The sequence below is a fragment of the Klebsiella sp. CTHL.F3a genome (assembly GCF_019890895.1).
In the GTDB taxonomy this organism is placed as follows: Bacteria; Pseudomonadota; Gammaproteobacteria; order Enterobacterales; family Enterobacteriaceae; genus Klebsiella; species Klebsiella grimontii.
The window spans coordinates 4,206,320-4,229,519 of sequence record NZ_CP082360.1 but is presented as its reverse complement, the minus strand read 5'-3'; the positions used below and the strand labels follow the sequence as shown (position 1 = coordinate 4,229,519).

The window sequence follows — 23,200 nt, the reverse complement described above, 5'->3', positions numbered from 1 at the left end:
AGATTGTTGCTCAGCCTGTTTCGGTATTCGCGGCCGCTGGGGAACGACCAGCTGCCGTATAGTCTGTCCGCGCCGTGGCAACAATCGGGAGGGCAGGATTCCCCGCCCTTTGTTTTTTTAATTAGTTAAGAGCTTTGTCGTTAGGTGATTTGAACAGCGCTTTCATTTCGTCAGAGAGTTCAAAGTTCATATTCAGATTCTTTGGCGGAATTGGATTTTTAAACCACTTATCGAACCATTTTTCGGCTTCACCGGAGGTCTGGACATGGGCAACCGTGTCGTCCACCAGCGTTTTGAACTGTGGATCGTCTTTGCGCAGCATGCAGCCATAGGCTTCCTGAGATTGAGCGGTACCGACAATCTCCCAATTATCCGGTTTCTTCGCTTTCGCACGTTCGCCCGCCAGCAGCGCGTCATCCATCATAAAGGCCACCGCGCGACCGCTTTCCAGAGTTCGGAAGGAGTCACCATGATCTTTTGCGCTGATAATACGCATATTCATTTTTTTCTCGTCGTTCAGCTTGTGCAGCAGAATTTCCGAGGTGGTGCCGGAGGTGACGACGACGGCTTTATCCTTCAGATCCGGGAAATCTTTAATCGCGCCGCCTTTTTTCACCAGCAGACGGGTACCGACAACGAAAATGGTGTCGGAGAAGGCTGCCTGTTTTTGACGCTCAAGGTTATTGGTGGTGGAACCGCATTCGAAGTCATAAGTGCCGTTTTGCAGCAGCGGAATACGGTTTTGTGAGGTTACCGGGATCAGTTTGACCTGCAGATCCGGTTTGTTCAGCTTCTTCTTAATGGCATCAACGATCGCGTTCGAGTAGTCCTGAGAATAGCCGACGACCTGCTGCTTGTTGTCATAGTAAGAGAACGGAACGGATGATTCACGGTGACCGACGACGATAACGCCGTTTTTGGCAATTTTATCCAGAGTGCTCTGGCCAGCGGTGGATGCTGCATCTTCTGCATGCGCCGCACCGGCGGTCAGTCCCATGACCAGCATTGCTGCGGCCAGTTTACGTAATTGCATATCCGACTCCTTATCCTCAGCGCCATCAGACGCTATTGATACCCATTGTGAATGTGTGTGCTTTTTTATTGCTGCCGTCTTTGCGTGCAGCATTTGTATGTGTTTGTTAGCATTTAGTTTGGCTTAATGTAAAGATTTTGCTCTTATATTGTTGATATTTGCGAAGCGCACCGCACCATTTAAAGGCAAAAATCCCCTATTGCACCAAAATAGCGCAGCAGGGCGATCGGTGGTGGTGCAACCAGGTTGTACCCTCAAGGATCGCGCTACTACATCAATTTATTAAGCAATGGTCGTGCCAAAATGGACAAGAAGGAGAGGTGACCGCGGCGACGAATGCCGCCGCGGGAGAAGCAATTAGCGACGGCGCTGGCGCAGGCTCATCAGTAGCGCCGCAAAGCCAAACAGCGCGGTTAACGCCCACAGCGGCCAGTTCCCTGTACGCGCGTACGGCGTCAGTCCTGAAGTCGGGGTCACTTTAGTGGTCAATACGGCGCGGGTGAACTGCGGGATCATCTCCTGTATTTCACCGCGTGGGCCGATGACCGCGGTAATGCCGTTATTGGTGCTGCGCAGCAGCGGACGGGCCAGCTCCAGCGCGCGCATCCGCGCCATCTGAAAGTGCTGCCACGGACCGATAGATTTGCCGAACCACGCATCATTAGAGATGGTTAACAGAAAATCCGTATCCGGGCGGAAGTTATCCCGCACCTGCTCGCCAAGAATGATCTCGTAGCAAATAGCCGCCGTCAGACGCATATTATGCGCAACCAGCTGCGGCTGCACGTAAGGCCCGCGGCTGAAAGAGGACATCGGCAGATCGAAGAACGGCGCCAGCGGACGCAGAATCGATTCCAGCGGCACAAACTCACCAAACGGCACCAGATGATTCTTGTTGTAGCGATTCTTTGAGTCGTAGCTGTACGGGTTATCTTTGCCCAGCGTAATAATGGTGTTGTATGTATCGTAGCGATTCTGCGCGTTCAGGCGCGCGTCGACGATACCGGTAATCAGCGAGCTGTTTTTCGACCGCATCAGATCGTCCATCATACTCAGGAAACGCTGCTGATTGATTTCCAGATCGGGAATCGCGGACTCCGGCCAGACGATCAGCTGCGATTTACCCATGTGCGGTTGGGTGAGATCCAGATAGGTTTTCAGGGTGTTGAGCAACTGATTCTGGTCCCATTTCATCGCCTGGGGGATATCACCCTGTACCAGCGAAACCGTGGTTGCGCGTTCCGGCAGCGGTTGATACCACTGAATATAGCGAAGTGGGAAGGGCAGGGCGAACAGCACGACGGCGGCGATCAGCGGCTTCCAGTTACGCTGCGCGATAGCGAGTACCAGTAGGCCGCTGACGAGCATCAGCAGGAAGTTAATCGCCTCAACGCCCATCACGGGAGCCAGGCCTTTAAGCGGGCCGTCGATTTGACTGTAACCGAATTGCAGCCACGGGAAGCCGGTGAGCACCCAGCCGCGCAGAAATTCGCTGATTTGCCAGACCACCGGTGCGGCGATGGCCACGCGTATCCAGCTGGTTTTCGGCCACAGGCGCGAAAGAATACCGGCGAATAACCCGGTATAGAGGGAGAGATACGCGGCCAGCAGAATCACCAGGAAAACGTTGACCGGTCCGGGCATGCCGCCGAACTGCGCGATACTCACGTAGACCCAGTTTATACCCGAACCGAATAGCCCGAGTCCCCAGAAATAGCCAATCGCGGCGCTTTGTAAAGGGCGGCGGTTGAGGGTTAAACCCTGCAGGCCAATTAGCGAAATAATCGCCGCAGGCCAGAAGTCATAAGGTGAAAAAGCCAGCGTTCCGCTGGCTCCGAATAGCAGCGCCAGCAGCAGGCGTACGCGCTGGCGTTCAATAAGAGAGGCAAATACCATTTAGGTTAATCGTCCCGTTGGATTAGTCTTCCAGCTTCGGCTGCGGGGCATCATCAGGAAGCTTTACATGTACCTGAATAATACGTCGGCTGTCAGCCATTGCGACCTTGAATTGGTAACCATCAATGTCGATAGACTCGCCGCGGGCAGGCAGATGACCAAACGCCTGCATCACCAGGCCGCCGATGGTGTCGACCTCTTCATCGCTGAAGTGGGTGCCGTACGCCTCGTTGAAGTCTTCGATTGAGGCCAGTGCGCGCACCGTCCACGTATGGCGGCTTAGCTGACGGAAATCGATGTCTTCCTCTTCGTCGTATTCGTCTTCAATTTCACCGACGATCAGCTCAAGGATATCTTCAATGGTCACCAGACCCGAGACGCCGCCAAACTCATCGATAACGATAGCCATATGATAACGCTGGGAACGGAACTCCTTCAGCATGCGGTCGACCCGCTTGCTCTCAGGCACGACAACCGCCGGGCGCAACACTTTTTCCATGCTGAAGGCTTCAGCATCGCTGCGCATAAACGGCAGCAGATCTTTGGCCATCAGAATCCCTTCAATGTGATCTTTATCTTCGCTGATCACCGGGAAACGCGAGTGGGCGGATTCGATGATCACATCGAGGCACTCGTCCAGCGTCTGGTTGCGTTTCAGGGTAATCATCTGCGAGCGGGGGATCATGATGTCGCGGACGCGCTGGTCGGCGATATCCATTACCCCTTCGAGCATATCGCGCGTATCTTCGTCGATAAGGTCGTTTTGCCCGGAATCACGGATCAGCGCCAGCAGTTCGTCACGATTTTTGGGTTCACCGTGAAAGAGCTGGCTGAGTAACAGGGAGAAGAATCCCTTTTTGCTGTTTACTGTGTCGCTACTGTGTGAATTGTCGTCGCTCATGGCGTCGTATGGGTTCTCATGTTAGTTAAATAGTCGCTCGTCACGCGTATACTCAGCGCCCGGCATAGCGGCCAGTCGCCGGCAAAGCCGGCAACGGGTTATTCCTTCTCGGCAATGTACGGATCCTCATAGCCCAGAGCAAGCATTATCTCTGTTTCGAGGGATTCCATCTCTTCCGCTTCTTCGTCGATGATATGGTCATAGCCCAAAAGATGCAGGCTACCGTGGACCACCATATGCGCCCAGTGCGCTTCCAGCGGTTTACCTTGCTCTTTCGCCTCCTGTTCAACCACCTGACGGCAGATAACCAGGTCGCCAAGCAGCGGCATTTCGATGCCCGGCGGGGCTTCGAACGGGAAAGAGAGCACGTTAGTTGGCTTGTCCTTCCCACGATAGGTCAGGTTTAGCTCGTGGCTTTCCGCTTCATCAACCAGGCGAATCGTCAGCTCCGACTCTTCCTGAAACTGCGGGATAACGCTATCGACCCAGCGCTGAAACAGGGCTTCATCCGGCATTCCGCTGTTATCTTCGCAAGCCAGCTGTAAATCGAGAATGACCTGACTCATTTATGCTCCTGTTCCTGGGCTTCGCGCTTGCGCTCGGCGGCCAGTTCTGCTTTACGTTTCTGGTCTGCTTCTTCCCAGGCTTCATAGGCGTTAACGATGCGGGCGACCACCGGGTGGCGCACGACGTCTTCGCTATGGAAGAAGTTGAAGCTGATCTCATCGACTTCCGCCAGCACTTCAATCGCGTGGCGCAGGCCCGATTTGGTGCTGCGCGGCAGGTCAATCTGCGTGACGTCGCCGGTAATGACCGCCTTAGAGTTAAAGCCGATACGGGTCAGGAACATTTTCATCTGTTCAATGGTGGTGTTCTGGCTTTCGTCGAGAATGATAAACGCATCGTTCAGCGTACGGCCGCGCATATAGGCCAGCGGCGCGACTTCAATCACGTTGCGCTCAATCAACTTTTCGACTTTCTCGAAGCCGAGCATCTCGAACAGCGCGTCGTACAGGGGACGCAGATACGGATCGACTTTCTGGCTTAAATCGCCGGGCAGGAAGCCCAGTTTTTCGCCAGCCTCAACCGCCGGACGGGTCAGAAGAATACGGCGGATCTCCTGACGCTCCAGCGCGTCTACCGCGGCGGCGACCGCCAGGTAGGTTTTCCCGGTCCCGGCAGGGCCGACGCCGAAGGTAATGTCGTGGTCGAGAATATTGGCGATGTACTGCGCCTGATTCGGCGTACGCGGCTTAATCACGCCACGCTTGGTTTTGATATTGATGGCTTTACCGTAGTCCGGTACGCTTTCGGCGCTCTGCTCCAGCACGCGGGCTTCTTTGATCGCCAGATGAATTTGTTCCGGTTCAATATCCTGAATTTCGCCGCGCATCGGCGCGGTATCGACGTACAGACTGCGCAGGATATCCGCCGCAGCGGTGACGCAAATCGGCCGACCGGTCAGTTTAAAGTGGTTGTCACGACGGTTAATCTCGATGCCGAGACGGCGTTCCAGCTGTTTAATATTGTCATCAAACGGGCCGCACAGGCTCAGCAAACGGGCGTTGTCCGCGGGCTCAAGGGTGATTTCGCGAGTGTCTGTATTCAAGCTGTTCCTCTTATACATAGATAGCCGGAAGGTAGCCGGTCAGGAAATTATTCACGTCATCGGAATATGGCGCAAGCATCGCTATAGATATTGGGTTCAGGAGAGGAAATACAAGGCCTGCCGGAGCCGGCAGGCCTGAACGGATTATGGCTGGTAGATACCGACGCCAAGATCGTTTTCTTTACGAGTGCGGGCAATCACCGACTCCGGGGTTTCCGCAATGCGCAGACCCATTTCGTCCTCGGTGCGCACCACTTTACCGCGCAGGGAGTTTGTCCAGACGTCGGTGATCTCGACATCGACAAACTTGCCGATCATCTCAGGCGAGCCTTCGAAGTTCACCACGCGGTTATTTTCGGTGCGGCCAGACAGCTCCATAATGCTCTTACGTGAAGTGCCTTCCACCAGAATGCGCTGCACGGTGCCGAGCATACGGCGGCTCCAGGCCATCGCCTGCTGGTTGATGCGCTCCTGCAGAATATACAGACGCTGTTTCTTGTCCTCTTCCGGTACGTCGTCGACCATATCGGCCGCCGGCGTGCCCGGACGCGCGGAGAAGATGAAGCTGTAGCTCATATCGAAATTCACATCGGCGATCAGCTTCATGGTTTGTTCGAAATCCTGCGTGGTTTCGCCAGGGAAGCCGACGATGAAGTCGGAGCTGATCTGAATATCCGGACGCGCCGCGCGCAGTTTGCGGATAATCGCTTTATATTCCAGCGCCGTGTGGGTTCGGCCCATCAGGTTCAGCACGCGGTCGGAACCGCTCTGCACCGGCAGGTGCAGGAAGCTGACCAGCTCCGGTGTATCGCGGTAAACCTCGATGATATCGTCGGTGAACTCGATGGGATGGCTGGTGGTAAAGCGGATCCGGTCGATACCGTCGATCGCCGCAACCAGGCGCAGGAGATCGGCAAAGCTACCGCTGGTGCCGTCATAGTTTTCCCCGCGCCAGGCGTTCACGTTCTGCCCGAGTAGGTTAACTTCACGTACGCCCTGAGCCGCAAGCTGGGCGATTTCAAACAGGATATCGTCGCTTGGGCGGCTCACTTCCTCACCGCGGGTATAAGGCACCACGCAGTAGGTGCAGTACTTGTTGCAGCCTTCCATGATGGAAACAAAGGCGCTTGGGCCTTCGGCGCGCGGTTCCGGCAGGCGGTCGAATTTTTCGATTTCCGGGAAGCTGATATCGACGACCGGGCTGCGGTTGCCTCGTACCGAGTTGATCATTTCCGGCAGGCGGTGCAGGGTCTGCGGCCCAAAAATAATATCGACATAGTGGGCGCGCTGGCGAATATGGTCGCCTTCCTGAGAGGCCACGCAGCCGCCAACGCCGATGATCAGGTTGGGATTCTTCTCTTTCAGCAGCTTCCAGCGTCCTAGCTGATGGAATACTTTTTCCTGAGCCTTCTCACGGATTGAGCAGGTATTGAGCAGCAGCACATCCGCTTCTTCCGCCACTTCAGTGAGTTGATACCCGTGGGTGGCATCCAGCAGATCGGCCATCTTTGATGAATCGTATTCGTTCATCTGACAGCCCCAGGTTTTAATATGGAGTTTTTTTGTCATCGACTTGCTCATGCTTAATTAGGTATACCCAAAGTCAGCGTCTTCACCGGATGTTGCTCTGCAATGTGAAGGGTGACGGATATAAAGCCAGGATTGCAGGGCGCGTATTGTAATGCTTTGACCGCGCCCTGACCAGTACGACCGTAATCACCACAAGCCGAATAAAAATCCGGTAAACTGAGGGGATTCGGGTTTAAGGATAATAGCCATGACAATTCATGCAACAGATGTCGTTATCGTCGGCGGCGGGATGGTTGGCGGCGCCCTCGCGCTTGGCCTGGCGCAGCAGGGCTTTACGGTGACGGTCATTGAAAAAAACGCGCCACCGGTTTTCGATGCTTCTTCACCGCCTGACGTACGTATTTCGGCAATCAGCGCGTCATCGGTAGGGCTGCTGAGAGGCCTCGGCGTCTGGGACAGCGTGCGGTCCATGCGCGCCCATGCGTACCGCCAGCTAGAAACCTGGGAGTGGGAAAGCGCCCATGTTGTCTTCAACGCCGCGGAGCTGAAGCTGCCGGAACTGGGCTATATGGTGGAGAATAACGTTCTGCAGCGAGCCCTGTGGCAGGCGCTGGAAGCCCATGAACGCATATCGCTGCAGGTGGGGACATCGCTTCAGGAGATGCGGCGTGGAGAAACGTACACCTCCTTAACGCTGACCGACGGCAGCCAGCTTGATGCGCGGCTGGTGGTGGGCGCGGACGGCGCCAGTTCGCAGGTGCGTCAGCTGGCCGGAATCGGCATCCACGCGTGGCAGTACCAGCAATCCTGTATGTTGATCAGCGTACAGTGTGCGGACGATCCCGGCGACAGTACCTGGCAGCAGTTCACTCCGACGGGGCCGCGCGCGTTTTTACCGCTGTTCGATCATTGGGCTTCGCTGGTGTGGTACGACGCGCCAGCGAGGATCCGTCAGTTGCAGGGAATGAGTATGGCTCAGCTACAGCAGGAAATTACTCGCCACTTCCCGTCGCGGCTGGGAGAGATTACGCCGCTGAGCGCGGGCGCTTTCCCGCTTACCCGCCGTCACGCATTGCAGTATGTTAAGCCGGGGCTGGCGCTGGTGGGCGATGCTGCGCACACCATCCATCCGCTGGCGGGGCAGGGGGTTAACCTCGGCTATCGCGATGTCGATGCGCTGCTCGATATTCTTGGCAGAGCAAAAGCGCACGGTGAGGAGTGGGCCAGCCTGCCGGTACTTAAGCGCTACCAGACGCGGCGTCAGGCGGACAACTTTATTATGCAGTCGGGAATGGATCTGTTTTACGCCGGATTTAGCAACGATTTGCCGCCGGTGCGTATGCTGAGAAATATTGGGCTGATGGCGGCCGAGCGCGCCGGCGGACTGAAGCGTCAGGCGTTGAAATACGCGTTAGGTTTATAACGAGAACGACCCCGGCTTGCAAAGGTGAGGCCGGGGTGCGGAACGGTAATGTGCATAGCGTAAACGCCAAAAAGCAAAAAGCTCGCCGAAGCGAGCTTTTTGCTTTTGTTGGCTGGGGTACGAGGATTCGAACCTCGGAATGCCGGAATCAGAATCCGGTGCCTTACCGCTTGGCGATACCCCAATTTTACGTTGACCATTTCGTACCGGGGTCAAACCGGTGGCTTAGTGCCTGGAGATACTCCAACGGGTGCGCACACAGCGTGAGCGACTTTTGAAATTGGCTGGGGTACGAGGATTCGAACCTCGGAATGCTGGTATCAGAAACCAGAGCCTTACCGCTTGGCGATACCCCAACAATTTTTTTGGATTTATCGAACTGAATCAATAATTCCTTTGTATGGTGGCTACGACGGGATTCGAACCTGTGACCCCATCATTATGAGTGATGTGCTCTAACCAGCTGAGCTACGTAGCCAAAATCTTACTCTTTTTTCGATGGCTGGGGTACCTGGATTCGAACCAGGGAATGCCGGTATCAAAAACCGGTGCCTTACCGCTTGGCGATACCCCAATACCGTCGCGGTGAACCGCAAACATCGAAAATATGGCTGGGGTACCTGGATTCGAACCAGGGAATGCCGGTATCAAAAACCGGTGCCTTACCGCTTGGCGATACCCCAACAAAAACCTTTTACTGCCAACGCGAAAGAGTAAATGGTGCGGGAGGCGAGACTTGAACTCGCACACCTTGCGGCGCCAGAACCTAAATCTGGTGCGTCTACCAATTTCGCCACTCCCGCAAAAAAGATGGTGGCTACGACGGGATTTGAACCTGTGACCCCATCATTATGAGTGATGTGCTCTAACCAGCTGAGCTACGTAGCCATCTTTTTTTCGCGTTACCTTATCGGCGTTGCGGGGCGCATTATGCGTATTGAGCCTTGAAGCGTCAACCCCTTTTTCATCGAAAATGGGCTGAACGTAACTGTTTGGTTAGGTTGCGAACAGCGTGGCGCAATAATCGTCAATTATTGGTTATTTATCGTTTTTAACGGCTTAAATAAGGCACAAAACAAAAACGGACTCCGCAGAGTCCGTTTTGAAAACAGCGCCGGTTAGTAGGCCGACTGGTGTACGCCAACCGCGCGTCCCGACGGATCGTTCATTTTTTTGAAAGATTCGTCCCACTCAATCGCTTTTGCTGAAGAGCATGCGACGGAAGGGCCGCCAGGCACGCATTCAGCCGCGCTTGGAACCGGGAACAGCTCTTCGAAGATCTCACGGTAGAGATACGCTTCTTTCGATGATGGCGTGTTGTACGGGAAGCGGAAGCTGGCGGTTTCCAGTTGCTGATCGGAAATTTGTTCAGCGGCCACTTCTTTTAAAGTATCGATCCAGCTGTAACCTACGCCATCAGAGAACTGTTCTTTCTGGCGCCAGGCGACGCTTGCCGGCAGGTAAGATTCAAAACATTCACGCAGGACATGTTTTTCCATTTTACCGTTGCCGCACATTTTGTCCTGCGGGTTGATACGCATTGCCACGTCGAGGAATTTCTTATCCAGGAACGGCACGCGCGCTTCAACGCCCCATGCGGACATCGCTTTGTTGGCGCGAGCGCAGTCAAACATATGCAGCGCCTGCAGCTTGCGTACGGTCTCTTCGTGCAGCTCTTTAGCGTTTGGCGCTTTATGGAAATAAAGGTAGCCGCCAAATACTTCATCAGAACCTTCGCCAGACAACACCATTTTGATGCCCATCGCTTTGATTTTACGCGACATCAGGTACATCGGCGTTGACGCGCGAATTGTCGTCACGTCGTAGGTTTCAATGTGATAGATAACATCGCGAATCGCGTCCAGGCCTTCCTGCACCGTAAAGTGGATTTCGTGGTGAACGGTGCCCAGATGGTTAGCCACTTCCTGCGCGGCTTTCAGATCGGGCGCGCCTTCCAGACCGACGGCGAAGGAGTGCAGCTGCGGCCACCAGGCTTCTGATTTTTCCTGATCTTCGACGCGGCGCGCGGCATATTTTTTGGTGATGGCGGAAATCACCGATGAATCCAGGCCGCCGGAGAGCAGGACGCCGTACGGGACATCGGACATCAGGTGGCTTTTCACCGACTCTTCCAGCGCCTGACGCAGTTCATTTTTGTCCGTGACGTTGTCTTTGACGGCGTCATAATCGAACCAGTCGCGCTGATAGTACTCGCGGATTTCGCCATCTTTGCTCCACAGGTAGCTGCCTGCCGGGAACTCTTTAATCGTACGGCATACCGGAACCAGCGCTTTCATTTCTGAAGCAACGTAGAAGTTGCCGTGTTCATCGTGACCCATATACAGCGGGATGATGCCGATGTGGTCGCGACCAATCAGATACGCGTCTTTTTCGCTGTCGTAGAGAGCAAAAGCAAACATCCCCTGCAGATCGTCGAGGAAGTCCGGACCTTTTTCCTGATACAGCGCGAGGATAACTTCGCAGTCGGAACCGGTCTGGAACGCATAGCGGTCGCCGTATTCCGCGCGCAGCGCCTGGTGGTTGTAGATTTCACCGTTAACGGCGAGGGCGTGAGTTTTTGCAGCGTTATACAGCGGCTGCGCGCCGGCGTTCACGTCGACGATTGACAGGCGTTCATGCGCCAGGATGGCTTTATCACAGGCATAGACGCCTGACCAGTCCGGGCCGCGGTGGCGCATCAGGCGGGAAAGCTCCAGTGCCTTTTTACGCAGTTCACCCGCGTCAGTTTTAATATCCAGTACGCCAAAAATCGAACACATAGCCTTCTCCGTTACCCTGTCTTGTTTGATGTTGTGCAGGCTTCGTCTAAACGCGAAGCCTCAGTGCATGCTTTAGAAAATGCCGCAAAGGGGCGAAGGGCGCAAGGGGTTTACGCCAGCAAAAGAAAATAATGCAATTGTGATTGTCGAATAGTGAAAAAAGAGTATGTTTTGAGCGCTTTTGTTGATGAATATTCAGTAATAGTGCTTTTCTTTTAGATAAAAGCGTTCAGAAGAGGCTTGGAAATAAGAAACCACGTCGCAGGACGTGGTTTTATTTAGAAAATATCGATTTCTGCAACCGATGGATAAATCCAGGACGGGCGGAACGGCATGCTGTCGATATCGTCGAGCGTGGCAACCCCGGAAAGCACCAGAATGGTTTCCAGACCGGCCTGGAAGCCCGCCAGAATATCCGTGCGCAGGTTGTCGCCGACGATAACCGTTTGTTCCGAATGCGCCTGCATTTTATTCAGCGCAGAGCGGATAATCCATGGGCTTGGTTTACCGACGTAGAACGGCTTACGGCCGGAGATTTTTTCAATACCGGCGCACAGCGCGCCGCAGGCCGGGTAATAGCCGCGGCCGTGCGTATCCGGGTTAGTTGCGATAAAGCGCGCACCGTTGGCGACAAAAAACGCCGCCTTATGCATCATTTCCCAGTTAAAGGAGCGGGTCTCACCGACGATAACGAAATCAGGATTGACGTCAGTGATGGTAAAGCCTGCTTTATACAGTTCGTGAATCAGCGCGCCTTCGCCAACCACATAGGCTTTTTTGCCTTCCTGACGGCGCAAAAAATCGGCAGTGGCCATCGCTGAGGTATAAAAGGCGGTATCAGGAACATCGATTCCGGCGGTCGCAAAGCGGTTCGCCAGGTCCTGGCCGGTCTGCGAAGGGTAGTTAGTCAGCATCACCAGCGGCATCTCTTTTTCGAGAATGCGCTTGATGAATTCGGCGGCGCCCGGTACGGCCACATTGTCGTGCATCAGCACACCGTCAATATCACAAATTACGTTTTGAATGGTCATGGACTGTCCGACATCGTTAAAGAAAGGCGAAACTATAAAGCGGCTTTAGCTTTCCAGCAAACGCTGGAGCAGGATCCCGTTAAGCATCGCACGCTTGACCAGGGCAAAAGCGCCGATGGCAGAACGATGATCGAGCGTAGAACGGACTACCGGCAGATTTTTACGAAATGCCTTCAGCGCCTGGGTGTTAATGCAGCCTTCAATAGCCGGTAACAGCACTTTTTCCGCCTCGACGATCTCACCGGCAATCACCACTTTTTGCGGATTAAACAGGTTAATGGCGATGGCGATAGTTTTACCCAGATGACGGCCAACGTGCTCGATCACCTCGCAGGCCAGCGCATCGCCTTTATTCGCGGCTTTACAGATCGTTTTGATCGTACAGTCATCGAGGGGGATCTTGCTCTGATAACCCTGCGCCAGCAGATGACGAACCCGATGTTCAATGGCGGCGTTGGCGGCGACGGTTTCCAGACAGCCGAAGTTGCCGCAGTGGCAGCGCTCACCCAGCGGGTCGACCTGGATATGGCCGATTTCCCCGACGTTTCCGTTACGGCCAATAAAAATCCGGCCGTTGGAGATGATCCCCGCACCGGTCCCGCGGTGTACGCGCACCAGAATGGAGTCTTCACAGTCGTGGCTCGCACCAAAGTAGTGCTCCGCCAGCGCCAGGCTACGAATATCGTGGCCGACATAGCAAGTGACTTTAAAGCGTTTTTCCAGCGCTTCAACCAGCCCCCAGTTCTCCACCTGAATATGCGGCATATAGCGAATGACGCCGCTTTCCGGATCGACCAGTCCCGGCAGGATCACCGAAATGGCGATTAGCTCGCGGATTTTGCGCTGACAGCTCTCCATAAAGGAGGCGATGATGTTGAGCAGGGCGTGTTCCAGCGTTTCCTGGGTTCTTTCCGGCAGCGGGTAGTGCTCTTCTTCGAGGGTCTTACTGCTTAAATCATAGAGCGTCAGGGTAGCGTCATAGCGGCCAAGACGTACGCCGATGGCGTGAAAGCTGCGGGTTTCGGCAACAATCGAGATGGCGCGGCGGCCCCCGGTGGAGGCCTGCTGATCGACTTCTTTGATCAGTCCGCGTTCAATAAGCTGACGCGTAATTTTGGTTACGCTGGCAGGGGCAAGCTGGCTTTGTTCCGCAATCTGGATACGCGAGATGGGGCCGTGCTGATCGATGAGCCGGTAAACGGCAGCGCTGTTCAGCTGTTTTACGAGATCGACGTTACCAATTTGAGCTTGTCCGCCTGCTGTCATACTTTTACTTACTCAGTGACGACCTCGTTACCATTAACGATGGTCTTGGTGATTTTATAATCGCGGGTGAATGCGGTCAGGTTAGCGACCATCCCCGGGGCAATGCTGCCTAACTGTTTGTCTACGCCAATGGCGCGGGAAGGGTAGAGCGTCGCCATACGCAACACTTCATCCAGCGCAATGCCGCAATGCTCAACGAGGTTACGCACCCCTTCAATCATGGTCAATGAAGAGCCGCTGAGGGTGCCGTTCTCATCTACGCACAGGCCGTTCCGGTAGTATATTGTTTTACCAGCAAAAATGAACTGCTCAATATTGGCACCCGCTGGCGCCGTTGCGTCGGTAACAAGACACAGCTTGTCGCCTTTCAAGCGTTTAGCGAGGCGCACGTTAGCGTAATCGACGTGCAGGCCATCGACGATGATGCCGCAGTAGACATCCGGCTCGTCGAAAATCGCGCCAGCCAGGCCCGGCTCACGACCGGTAATATACGGCATGGCGTTAAACAGATGGGTGGCAAAGGTAATCCCGGCGCGGAAACCGATTTTCGCTTCTTTTAGCGTCGCGTTGGAATGACCGGCGGAGACGATGATACCTGCGGCCACCAGTTTGCGAATAACTTCTGGTTCTACGCGTTCCGGCGCGAGAGTGATTTTGGTTATCACATCCGCGTTTTCGCACAGGAAATCGACCAGCGCGGCGTCCGGTTTACGGACGAAATCCGGGTTATGGGTGCCTTTTTTGACAATATTCAGCCACGGACCTTCAAGATGCAGGCCCAGCGCCTGGTTGGGATGCTTTTGCAAATACTCGCGCATCACGCGGACACCCTGTTTCATCAGGTCATCGCTGGCGGTAATGAGCGTGGGCAGATAGCTGGTGCAGCCGGAGCGTTCATTCGCCTTCTGCATAATTTCCAGCGTTTCAACGGTGACCGCATCCGCCGTGTCGTTGAACTGCACGCCGCCGCAGCCGTTAAGCTGGACGTCGATAAAACCGGGGGAAAGGATCGCACCATTAACCGAGCGCTGTTCGATCCCGGTGGGCAGCTCAGTCTGCGGACAGATACGTTCGATAAGGCCATTGGCGATAACAATCGCATGGTCATCCAGAATTTCATGACCGGTATAAATCCGGCCTTGGGTTAATGCATACATTACGACCCCCGGTTGTCAAAAATGGTTGTCCCGCAGGGTCTGCTGCGGGACGAGACTACATTACAGACCTTTGATATTTTCGGCTTCTAATTCGTTGAAATATTTCAGTGTCTTAACTTTCAGTTCCATAGTGGATGGCTCATCGCAGACGACAACCGCTTTCGGGTGCAACTGCAGACAGGTGATGGTCCACATATGGTTTACGTTGCCTTCCACCGCCGCCTGCAGCGCCAGCGCTTTCTGATGACCCAGCACCAGAATCATCACTTCTTCCGCGTCGAGCAGTGTGCCTACGCCAACGGTCAGCGCGTATTTAGGCACCTGGTCAACATCACCGTCGAAGAAACGGGAATTCGCTACGCGAGTATCGTGGGTCAGGGTTTTGATGCGTGTGCGTGAAGCCAAAGAAGAGGCAGGTTCGTTAAAAGCGATGTGGCCATCGTTACCCACGCCGCCCATAAACAGGTGGATTTTACCGTAAGAACGAATTTTTTCTTCATAGCGACGGCATTCTGCATCAATATCCGGCGCGTTACCATTCAGCAGATTAATATTTTCCGCCGGGATATCAACGTGATCAAAGAAGTTGCGGTGCATAAAGCTATGATAGCTTTCCGGGTGCTCTTTCGGCAGGCCAACGTACTCATCCATGTTGAAGGTGACAACATGCTTAAAGCTAACCTGGCCTGCTTTGTGCATCTCAATCAGGGCTTTATAAGCGGTTAGAGGCGTGCCGCCGGTGGGCAGACCGAGGACAAACGGACGGTCCGCAGTCGGTTTGAACGCATTGATGCGGTTAACGATATGCCGGGCAGCCCATTTACCGACTTGTTCAGCTGTTACCAGGGGGATCAGTCTCATTGTTCACCTCTATAGTTAAATTAGAACCTGGCGGATTGGCGCCAGCATACTATTAAGAGTATCGCAGCAACTGCGCCGACCGGGGTCAATCCGTGTTGATTTTTTGAATGATAAAATAAGTTTTCATTGTTAGCCAGTCAAAGACGGAGGTGAATACGATATTTGGTGACTATTGTCACAAAAAACACCCATTTAATTTGCGAGACGAATTAATTTTTCAGACACTTTGCAGGTAAGTTAAAAAATTAACCAGGTTACACAATAATAAAGTGGCTTTAATGAGCCTTATCGGGGTCTCATAGGGGGAATAAGATGAATATTTTAGGTTTTTTTCAGCGACTCGGTAGGGCGTTACAGCTCCCTATCGCAGTGCTACCGGTCGCGGCGCTGCTGCTGCGATTCGGTCAACCGGATCTGCTTAACATTTCGTTTATCGCCCAGGCGGGCGGGGCAATCTTTGACAACCTGGCGCTGATTTTCGCTATCGGCGTCGCATCCAGTTGGTCGAAAGACAGCGCCGGCGCCGCAGCGCTGGCGGGGGCGGTAGGTTACTTCGTTTTGACCAAAGCGATGGTCACCATCAACCCTGCCATTAACATGGGCGTGCTGGCGGGTATCATTACCGGTCTGGTCGGCGGTGCCGTGTATAACCGCTGGTCAGGTATCAAATTGCCTGACTTCCTGAGCTTCTTCGGCGGCAAACGCTTTGTGCCCATCGCCACCGGCTTCTTCTGTCTGGTGCTGGCAGCCATCTTCGGCTACGTCTGGCCGCCGGTGCAGAACGCCATCCATGCTGGCGGTGAATGGATTGTGGGGGCGGGCGCGCTCGGCTCCGGTATCTTTGGTTTCATCAACCGTCTGCTGATCCCGACGGGTCTGCATCAGGTGCTGAACACCATCGCCTGGTTCCAGATTGGTGAATTCACCAACGCTGCTGGCGCCGTGTTCCACGGTGACATCAACCGCTTCTATGCGGGTGACGGCACCGCGGGGATGTTCATGTCCGGCTTCTTCCCGATCATGATGTTCGGTCTGCCGGGTGCGGCGCTGGCGATGTATTTCGCGGCCCCGAAAGAGCGTCGTCCGATGGTTGGCGGTATGCTGCTGTCGGTCGCGATCACCGCGTTCCTGACCGGTGTGACCGAGCCGCTGGAATTCCTGTTCATGTTCCTGGCGCCGCTGCTGTATCTCCTGCACGCCATCCTGACCGGTATCAGCCTGTTTGTTGCGACGGCGCTGGGTATCCACGCGGGCTTCTCCTTCTCTGCAGGTGCCATCGACTATGTTCTGATGTACAGCCTGCCGGCAGCCAGTAAAAACGTCTGGATGCTGATCGTGATGGGCGTTGTGTTCTTCGTTATTTACTTCCTGCTGTTCAGCGCGGTTATCCGCATGTTCAATCTGAAAACGCCGGGTCGTGAGGATAAAGTGGATGACGTGGTCACTGAAGAGGCCAACAGTAATACCGAAGAAGGTTTAACCCAGCTGGCGACCAACTACATCGCGGCGGTCGGCGGTACGGATAACCTGAAAGCGATTGATGCCTGTATTACCCGTCTGCGTCTGACCGTGGCGGACTCTGCGCTGGTTAACGATGCGGCCTGTAAGCGCCTCGGCGCTTCCGGTGTGGTTAAACTGAACAAGCAGACCATCCAGGTTATCGTGGGCGCGAAAGCGGAATCCGTCGGCGATGAAATGAAGAAAGTGGTTGCCCGTGGCCCGGTTGCTGCAGCGTCTCATAGCGCACCCGTAGCCGCTCAGGCTGTTAAACCACAGGCTGTTGCTAACGCGAAAACCGTTGAAGCGCTGGTTTCGCCGATTACCGGCGACATTGTGGCGCTGGAGCAGGTACCTGATGAAGCCTTCGCCAGCAAAGCGGTCGGCGACGGCGTGGCGGTTAAACCGACCGATAAGATTGTTGTTGCGCCGGCGGCAGGTACCGTGGTGAAGATTTTCAACACCAACCATGCCTTCTGTCTGGAAACTGAAAACGGTGCGGAAATCGTCGTCCATATGGGCATCGATACCGTCGCGCTTAACGGCCAGGGCTTTAAACGCCTGGTGGAAGAGGGCGCGGAAGTGAAAGCGGGTGAGCCGATTCTGGAACTGGATCTTGAGTTCCTGAATGCTAACGCGCGTTCGATGATTAGCCCGGTCGTCTGCAGCAACAGCGACGACTACAGCGCGCTGGTTATCCAGGCAACCGGTAAAGTGGTTGCTGGCCAGACACCGTTGTACGAAATTAAAGGCAAATAAGACTCCTGAGTGGCGTTTATGCCTCAGCGGCGCAGCGAAAGCTGCGCCGCTTTTTTTTACCGCAAACACCCCCATAATCTCCTTCTGATCGCTATTTTGCGTAACTAATAGTTGTCTCTACGCCCTGCTTGTAAGATCATGTGCCGTTATACGTTGTTTACGCTTTGAGGAACCCACGATGAGTGAGGCAGAAGCCCGCCCGACTAACTTTATTCGTCAGATCATTGATGAAGATCTGGCTACTGGTAAGCACACCACCGTTCATACCCGTTTCCCACCGGAACCGAACGGCTATCTGCACATTGGCCACGCGAAGTCTATTTGCCTGAACTTTGGCATCGCCCAGGATTACCAGGGCCAATGCAACCTGCGTTTCGATGACACCAACCCGGTGAAGGAAGATATCGAATATGTTGAGTCGATTAAAAACGACGTGCAGTGGTTAGGTTTCCACTGGTCCGGGGATGTTTGCTACTCGTCTGATTATTTCGATCAGCTGCACCAGTATGCGGTTGAACTAATTAATAAAGGCCTGGCCTACGTTGACGAACTGTCAGCAGAAGAGATCCGTGAGTACCGCGGCACGCTGAAAGAGCCGGGTAAAAATAGCCCGTACCGCGATCGCAGCGTGGAAGAGAACCTGGCGCTATTTGAAAAAATGCGTACCGGCGGATTTGCCGAAGGTAAAGCCTGCCTGCGCGCGAAAATCGATATGGCTTCTCCGTTTATCGTGATGCGCGATCCGGTGCTGTACCGCATTAAGTTTGCCGATCACCACCAGACCGGAAGCAAATGGTGCATCTATCCGATGTACGACTTCACCCACTGCATCAGCGATGCGCTGGAAGGGATTACCCACTCTCTGTGTACCCTCGAGTTCCAGGACAACCGCCGCCTGTACGATTGGGTGCTGGATAACATCAGCATTCCCGTGCATCCGCGCCAGTATGAATTCTCGCGCCTCAACCTCGAATACACCGTGATGTCCAAGCGTAAGCTGAATCAGCTGGTGACCGAGAAGCACGTTGAAGGCTGGGATGACCCGCGTATGCCGACCATCTCCGGTCTGCGCCGCCGCGGCTATACCGCTGAATCTATCCGCGAGTTCTGCAAACGCATCGGCGTGACCAAGCAGGACAACACTATCGAGATGGCGTCGCTGGAATCCTGCATTCGTGAAGATCTGAACGAAAACGCCCCGCGCGCGATGGCGGTTATCGACCCTGTTAAGCTGGTTATCGAAAACTATCCGCAGGGCGAAAGCGAAATGGTGGCCATGCCGAACCATCCGAACAAGCCGGAGATGGGCAGCCGTGAGGTGCCGTTCAGTGGCGAAATCTGGATCGATCGCGCCGACTTCCGTGAGGAAGCGAACAAGCAGTACAAGCGTCTGGTGCTGGGTAAAGAAGTTCGCCTGCGTAACGCCTACGTAATTAAAGCGGAGCGCGTGGAGAAAGATGCGGAAGGCAACATCACCACTATCTTCTGCACCTACGATGCCGATACCCTGAGCAAAGATCCGGCCGACGGCCGCAAGGTGAAGGGTGTGATTCACTGGGTGAGCGCGGCGCACGCGCTGCCGGTAGAAATCCGCCTCTACGATCGTCTGTTTAGCGTACCGAACCCGGGCGCGGCGGAAGATTTCCTCGCGGTGATGAACCCGGAATCGCTGGTGATCAAACAGGGATTTGCCGAGCCGAGCCTGGCGCATGCGCAGGCGGAAAAAGCCTACCAGTTCGAGCGTGAAGGTTATTTCTGCCTGGATAGCCGCTATGCCACCGCAAGCCATCTGGTGTTTAACCGCACCGTCGGCCTGCGTGATACCTGGACGAAAGTCGGCGCGTAGCTACTCGCCATCATTAAGAACGCCGCTTACTGCGGCGTTTTTTTTATTCAGAATCAGCGAATTAAATTACCATATTTTCGCGATGCGAATTAATCTTGTTTACAGATTGTAATAAGCGTTATTTTTAATCCTTCCTGTATATCACCTGAAATCAGCTAATCGCTTTCATTTCCAAATGTTTTCTCTGTTTTTGCAAGCACTTCCACGCTAAACGTGTGATGTCTAAGACTGAAACATAAAGACATAAATTATGTGCGCTTTGTCATAATCTTCATCTTTGCTCGGCAAAAGAGATTGATAATTCGCGTCACGAAAAATAGTCTATACCCAGTGGTTATGCGAATTTTTACCGCACCACTTTTTAAGCTGTCTTATTTTATTTTTTTGCGCGTTGCCTTTGGTAACCGCACTTTTAAAACGTCAAAGAGGATATGCATATGCGTACGTTTAGTGGCAAACGTAGTACGCTGGCGCTGGCTATTGCCGGTGTCACAGCCCTGTCAGGATTTGCAATGGTGCCGGATGCAAAAGCAGAAGGGTTCATTGATGATTCAACGTTAACCGGCGGCATCTATTACTGGCAGCGTGAACGCGACCGTAAAGATGTGACCGACGGTGATAAATATAAAACTAACCTGTCGCACTCCACCTGGAACGCCAACCTCGACTTCCAGTCCGGCTATGCCGCCGACATGTTCGGTATTGACGTTGCTGCCTTTACCGCCATCGAAATGGGCGAAAGCAGCGAGAGCGGTCACCCGAACGAAATCGCTTTCTCCTCGCGCAATAAAACCTACGATGAAGACTATTCCGGCGATAAGAGCGGGATCAGCCTGTATAAAGCAGCCGCAAAATTTAAATTTGGTCCGACCTGGGCGCGCGCGGGCTATATTCAGCCAACCGGCCAGACGCTGCTGGCGCCGCACTGGAGCTTTATGCCGGGGACCTATCAGGGGGCTGAAGCCGGTGCGAACTTTGACTACGGCGATGCGGGCGCGCTGAGTTTCTCCTATATGTGGACGAACGAATATAAAGCGCCGTGGCACATTGAGATGGATGAGTTCTACCAGAACGACAAGAAAACCAAGGTGGATTACCTTCACTCTCTCGGCGCCAAATATGATTTTAAAAACGACCTTGTGCTGGAAGCGGCGTTTGGTCAGGCACAGGGTTACATCGACCAGTATTTTGCCAAGGCCAGCTATAAGTTTGATGTTGCAGGCACGCCGTTAACCACCAGCTATCAGTTCTACGGCACCCGCGATAAGGTCAGCAACGGCGGGGTTAACGACATCTATGACGGCACCGCGTGGCTGCAGGCATTGACCTTTGGTTATAAGGTTGCCGACGTTCTGGACCTGCGTCTGGAAGGAACCTGGGTTAAAGCTGATGGTCAGCAGGGCTACTTCCTGCAGCGTATGACGCCAACTTACGCATCGTCTAACGGGCGACTGGATATCTGGTGGGATAACCGTTCGGACTTCAACGCCAACGGTGAAAAAGCGGTGTTCTTCGGCGCGATGTATGACATGAAGAACTGGAACATGCCGGGCTGGGCCTTTGGCGCATCCTACGTTTATGCCTGGGATGCAAAGCCGGGGAGAATGTCCTCGCCTGATGCGTACTACAATCCGGATAAACGCCTGGAAGAGTCCGCCTATAGCCTGGATGCCATGTACACCGTTCAGGAAGGACGCGCGAAGGGCACGCTGTTCAAACTCCACTTTACGCAATACGACAACCACTCCGATATCCCAAGCTGGAGCGGCGGCTACGGCAACATCTTCCAGGATGAGCGCGACGTGAAGTTCATGGTTATCGCTCCGTTCACCATTTTCTGATGCCACTGCGGCGGGGAAAACCCGCCGCAATTTCCCGAGGTTCATGATGAAAAAGTTAATACTTGTCGCCTTTATGGCAGCAGGTCTGGTTGCCTGTTCCCAGTCGCCAGCGCCTAAGGAAGACTCAAAGTTAAAAGATGCCTACAGCGCCTGCATCAATAGCGCTGAGGGCAATCCGGATAAAGTGGAAGCCTGTCAGAGCGTATTGAACGTGCTGAAGCAGGAGAAACAGCATCAGCAGTTCGCGACCCAGGAAAGCGTGCGGGTGCTGGATTATCAGCAGTGCATCCAGGCGCGGAAAACCGGTAACGATCAGGCTGTAGAGGCGCGCTGCGACCAGATCTGGAAAGAGATCCGTAGTAACAATACGCCGCGTTAAGCCTGACCGAGGCGGGCAACGGGCGGAGCGTAAACTCCGCCCGTTGCTATTTTAGCGTGGTATTTCTGCCGGCTGGTAGCCGCGGCTCAGGCGTACGAAGAGCATCGCGGTAGCGGCCAGGCCGCATAGCGCGGCGCACATCAGCCACCAGCCCGGCGAACTTTTATCGCCCGTTATCTCTACCAGCGCGGTGGAAATTGCCGGCGTCAGGCCACCAAAGATCGCGGTGGCGAGGCTAAAGGCCAGTGAAAAGCCGACGGTACGGACGTAGACCGGCATCACTTCCGTCAGGGCGGCCACCATCGCGCCGTTATACATACCAAAGAAGAATGAGAACCAGAGCAGGACCAGCGTCATGCGGGTGAAATCCGGCGCGGCGGTGAGCCAGTTCATTACCGGCCAGGTCGTGAGTAGCGCCAGCAGGGTAATGCCCATCAGCACCGGTCGACGGCCTATTTTGTCAGAAATTGCCCCGCCGATCGGTAACCAGATAAAGTTAGAGATGCCGACCAGCATGGTCACCAGCAGACTGTCGCGGGCGCTCAGGTGCAGCACGGCTCTCCCGTAGGTTGGGGTATAGACGGTAATAAAGTAAAAAGTGGTCGTGGTCATCGCCACCAGCAAGGTCCCCGCCGTGATGATGCGCCAGTTTTTGACAATTGTGCTCAGAATCTCTCGCGTATCAGGACGATGTTTACGCTGCAGGAAGGCTTCGGTTTCTTGTAACGAACGCCGCAGCACAAAAATCAGCGGAATGATCAGACAGCCGATAAAGAAGGGAATGCGCCATCCCCATTCGGCGATCTCATCGTGGCCAAGCGTTTCGTTCAGCGCGTAGCCAATCAGCGCCGCGACGACGATAGCCACCTGCTGGCTGGCGGATTGCCAGCTGGTGTAGAACCCCTTGTTCCCCGGCGTGGCGATTTCCGATAAATAGACCGATACGCCGCCGAGTTCGACGCCCGCCGAGAAACCCTGCAACAGCCGCCCGACAACCACCAGAATGGGGGCGAGAATGCCGATGGTTTGATAGCCGGGAACCAGCGCTATCAGAAGCGTCCCGCAGCCCATAATCGCCAGCGTCACCATCAGTCCTTTACGTCGTCCGATCCTGTCGATATAGGCCCCCAGCACTATCGCGCCGATGGGGCGCATCAGAAAGCCCGAACCAAACACGGCGAAGGTAAGCATTAACGCCGCAAACTCGCTCTCCGCCGGAAAGAACGTTCTGGCGATGTAGGTGGCGTAAAAACCAAACAGAAAAAAGTCGAACTGTTCGAGAAAATTACCGCTGGTCACACGGAGGATGGCGCCAAAGGTACCGGCGCGCGATGAGGGTTGCGTCATAGGGTTTGCTCTCCATTGTCTTTATCTTGTTTTTATAGAGGTAA

At 54.3% G+C, this 23,200-nt stretch carries 17 protein-coding genes and 7 tRNA genes; 5 read left to right on the top strand and 19 right to left on the bottom strand.

Annotated elements, in window-relative coordinates; all coding sequences use genetic code 11:
- Positions 1-121: 121 nt before the first annotated feature.
- From K7H21_RS19955 to miaB, 6 genes are all read right to left on the bottom strand, one after another.
- The gene (locus tag K7H21_RS19955) at positions 122-1,033 is read right to left on the bottom strand and encodes an amino acid ABC transporter substrate-binding protein (RefSeq protein ID WP_004130441.1); all 912 of its coding nucleotides are present in this window, start codon (positions 1,031-1,033) and stop codon (positions 122-124) included.
- Between the two features lie 357 nt (positions 1,034-1,390).
- The gene (gene lnt, locus K7H21_RS19950) at positions 1,391-2,929 is read right to left on the bottom strand and encodes an apolipoprotein N-acyltransferase (protein ID WP_004130442.1); all 1,539 of its coding nucleotides are present in this window, start codon (positions 2,927-2,929) and stop codon (positions 1,391-1,393) included.
- Between the two features lie 22 nt (positions 2,930-2,951).
- Positions 2,952-3,830 (bottom strand): CNNM family magnesium/cobalt transport protein CorC, encoded by an 879-nt coding sequence (gene corC / locus K7H21_RS19945; RefSeq protein WP_004130445.1) that lies wholly within the window; start codon positions 3,828-3,830, stop codon positions 2,952-2,954.
- Between the two features lie 98 nt (positions 3,831-3,928).
- Positions 3,929-4,396, bottom strand: coding sequence for an rRNA maturation RNase YbeY (gene ybeY / locus K7H21_RS19940; RefSeq protein WP_004130446.1), 468 nt, complete (start codon positions 4,394-4,396; stop codon positions 3,929-3,931).
- Positions 4,393-5,439 (bottom strand): PhoH family protein, encoded by a 1,047-nt coding sequence (locus K7H21_RS19935; RefSeq protein ID WP_004134159.1) that lies wholly within the window; start codon positions 5,437-5,439, stop codon positions 4,393-4,395. Before K7H21_RS19935 ends, ybeY begins: the two co-directional genes overlap by 4 nt.
- Positions 5,440-5,583: 144 nt before the next feature.
- Positions 5,584-7,008, bottom strand: a complete 1,425-nt coding sequence (gene miaB, locus K7H21_RS19930; RefSeq protein WP_049114269.1) for a tRNA (N6-isopentenyl adenosine(37)-C2)-methylthiotransferase MiaB — start codon at positions 7,006-7,008, stop codon at positions 5,584-5,586.
- A 208-nt stretch (positions 7,009-7,216) separates the two neighbouring features.
- On the opposite strand from miaB, the gene ubiF reads away from it, so the two are divergent.
- Complete coding sequence (ubiF, locus tag K7H21_RS19925; RefSeq protein ID WP_049123141.1) at positions 7,217-8,392, top strand: 3-demethoxyubiquinol 3-hydroxylase; 1,176 nt, start codon at positions 7,217-7,219, stop codon at positions 8,390-8,392.
- A gap of 109 nt (positions 8,393-8,501) precedes the next feature.
- On the opposite strand, the gene K7H21_RS19920 is transcribed toward ubiF, so the two are convergent.
- The 12 genes from K7H21_RS19920 to nagB form a co-directional block, all read right to left on the bottom strand.
- Positions 8,502-8,576, bottom strand: a tRNA-Gln gene (locus tag K7H21_RS19920).
- Positions 8,577-8,673: 97 nt separating this feature from the next.
- Positions 8,674-8,748 (bottom strand) — tRNA-Gln (locus K7H21_RS19915).
- Between the two features lie 45 nt (positions 8,749-8,793).
- A tRNA-Met gene (locus K7H21_RS19910) sits at positions 8,794-8,870 on the bottom strand.
- A 21-nt stretch (positions 8,871-8,891) separates the two neighbouring features.
- Positions 8,892-8,966, bottom strand: a tRNA-Gln gene (locus K7H21_RS19905).
- Between the two features lie 34 nt (positions 8,967-9,000).
- Positions 9,001-9,075 (bottom strand) — tRNA-Gln (locus K7H21_RS19900).
- 35 nt (positions 9,076-9,110) lie between these two features.
- Positions 9,111-9,195, bottom strand: a tRNA-Leu gene (locus K7H21_RS19895).
- Between the two features lie 8 nt (positions 9,196-9,203).
- Positions 9,204-9,280 (bottom strand) — tRNA-Met (locus tag K7H21_RS19890).
- A 230-nt stretch (positions 9,281-9,510) separates the two neighbouring features.
- Complete coding sequence (gene asnB, locus K7H21_RS19885; protein ID WP_004130452.1) at positions 9,511-11,172, bottom strand: asparagine synthase B; 1,662 nt, start codon at positions 11,170-11,172, stop codon at positions 9,511-9,513.
- A 278-nt stretch (positions 11,173-11,450) separates the two neighbouring features.
- The gene (locus tag K7H21_RS19880) at positions 11,451-12,203 is read right to left on the bottom strand and encodes an HAD-IIA family hydrolase (RefSeq protein ID WP_004100215.1); all 753 of its coding nucleotides are present in this window, start codon (positions 12,201-12,203) and stop codon (positions 11,451-11,453) included.
- A gap of 45 nt (positions 12,204-12,248) precedes the next feature.
- Positions 12,249-13,469, bottom strand: a complete 1,221-nt coding sequence (nagC, locus tag K7H21_RS19875; RefSeq protein WP_004130454.1) for a DNA-binding transcriptional regulator NagC — start codon at positions 13,467-13,469, stop codon at positions 12,249-12,251.
- 8 nt (positions 13,470-13,477) lie between these two features.
- Positions 13,478-14,626, bottom strand: coding sequence for an N-acetylglucosamine-6-phosphate deacetylase (gene nagA / locus K7H21_RS19870; RefSeq protein ID WP_004130456.1), 1,149 nt, complete (start codon positions 14,624-14,626; stop codon positions 13,478-13,480).
- 60 nt (positions 14,627-14,686) lie between these two features.
- Positions 14,687-15,487: a glucosamine-6-phosphate deaminase gene (nagB, locus tag K7H21_RS19865; RefSeq protein ID WP_223035302.1), complete on the bottom strand. Its 801-nt coding sequence runs from the start codon at positions 15,485-15,487 to the stop codon at positions 14,687-14,689.
- 312 nt (positions 15,488-15,799) lie between these two features.
- On the opposite strand from nagB, the gene nagE reads away from it, so the two are divergent.
- From nagE to K7H21_RS19845, 4 genes are all read left to right on the top strand, one after another.
- Positions 15,800-17,743 (top strand): PTS N-acetyl glucosamine transporter subunit IIABC, encoded by a 1,944-nt coding sequence (nagE, locus tag K7H21_RS19860; RefSeq protein WP_142444888.1) that lies wholly within the window; start codon positions 15,800-15,802, stop codon positions 17,741-17,743.
- 178 nt (positions 17,744-17,921) lie between these two features.
- Positions 17,922-19,589, top strand: coding sequence for a glutamine--tRNA ligase (gene glnS / locus K7H21_RS19855; RefSeq protein ID WP_142444889.1), 1,668 nt, complete (start codon positions 17,922-17,924; stop codon positions 19,587-19,589).
- A gap of 437 nt (positions 19,590-20,026) precedes the next feature.
- On the top strand, positions 20,027-21,430 hold the full coding sequence (chiP, locus tag K7H21_RS19850) for a chitoporin ChiP (protein ID WP_004130464.1): 1,404 nt from the start codon (positions 20,027-20,029) through the stop codon (positions 21,428-21,430).
- A 46-nt stretch (positions 21,431-21,476) separates the two neighbouring features.
- Positions 21,477-21,809 carry a ChiQ/YbfN family lipoprotein gene (locus K7H21_RS19845; protein WP_004130466.1) on the top strand — a complete coding sequence of 111 codons (333 nt, stop codon included), beginning with the start codon at positions 21,477-21,479 and terminating at the stop codon, positions 21,807-21,809.
- 51 nt (positions 21,810-21,860) lie between these two features.
- On the opposite strand, the gene tcuC is transcribed toward K7H21_RS19845, so the two are convergent.
- On the bottom strand, positions 21,861-23,156 hold the full coding sequence (tcuC, locus tag K7H21_RS19840; RefSeq protein WP_004130467.1) for an MFS transporter: 1,296 nt from the start codon (positions 23,154-23,156) through the stop codon (positions 21,861-21,863).
- Positions 23,157-23,200: the final 44 nt, after the last annotated feature.